We start from the raw sequence: 1075 nt of genomic DNA on the forward strand, positions 1-1075 counted from the left end.
TTCAATGAACTCGACACCGGTAAAAAACGCACCGACGGCTCGATCAAATCCCTCGAAGAAGCCGGTATTCCCAAAGACCACATCCTCACCGCCGCGCTGAAAACCCTCGATGTGCCCGGCAGCATGGATGCCACCAACTCGGCGCTGGTCAAGCTGCCCAGCGGCGCGAAAAACCTGATCATCGGCGGCATGAACGACAACACCGTGCTCGGCGGCGTGCGCGCCACCGAAAGCGCCGGCTTTAAAGCGGCCAACGTGATCGGCATCGGCATCAATGGCACCGACGCCATCGGCGAACTGAAAAAGGCCGACAGCGGCTTCTTCGGCTCGATGCTGCCAAGCCCGCATATCGAGGGCTACAACACCGCGCTGGCGATGTACGAGTGGGTTACCACCGGCAAGGAACCCGCCAAGTACACCGCGATGGATGAAGTGACCCTGATCACCCGCGCCAACTTCCAGGAAGAACTGACCAAGATCGGGCTGTGGAAATGAGTACGGCGGCCCTGCGGTTCGAGGGGATCGGCAAGACCTTTCCCGGGGTCAAGGCGCTGGACGGCATCAGCTTCAGCGCCCAGCCGGGGCAGGTGCACGCGTTGATGGGCGAGAACGGCGCGGGTAAGTCGACGCTGCTGAAAATCCTCGGCGGCGCTTACATCCCAAGCTCTGGCACCGTGCAAATCGGCGAGCAGACCATGGCGTTCAAATGCGCGGCGGACAGCATCGCCAGCGGTGTCGCGGTGATCCATCAGGAGCTGCACCTCGTGCCGGAAATGAGCGTGGCCGAGAACCTGTTCCTCGGCCATCTTCCGTCGCGCTTTGGCGTGGTCAATCGGGGCCTGCTGCGCAAGCAGGCCCTGGCTTGCCTCAAAGGCCTGGCGGATGAAATCGATCCTGAAGAAAAGCTCGGCCGGCTGTCCCTGGGCCAACGCCAACTGGTGGAAATCGCCAAGGCGTTGTCCCGTGGCGCCCATGTGATTGCGTTCGACGAACCCACCAGCAGCCTGTCGGCGCGGGAGATCGACCGCTTGATGGCGATCATCACGCGCCTGCGCGATGAGGGCAAAGTGGTGCT

The 1075-nt window shown here is 62.3% G+C and carries 2 protein-coding genes; both read left to right on the top strand.

The annotated features are described in order from the left end of the window. Nucleotides 1-495, top strand: a 495-nt coding sequence (locus IQK56_RS30520; RefSeq protein WP_482827771.1) for a type 1 periplasmic-binding domain-containing protein, incomplete at its 5' end; no start/stop codon positions are given. Next, the coding region (locus IQK56_RS30525) for an ATP-binding cassette domain-containing protein (protein ID WP_193901968.1) at nucleotides 492-1075 on the top strand (584 nt) is incomplete at its 3' end. The genes IQK56_RS30520 and IQK56_RS30525, both read left to right, overlap by 4 nt.

The organism is Pseudomonas cyclaminis (assembly GCF_015163715.1).
GTDB lineage: Bacteria > Pseudomonadota > Gammaproteobacteria > Pseudomonadales > Pseudomonadaceae > Aquipseudomonas > Aquipseudomonas cyclaminis.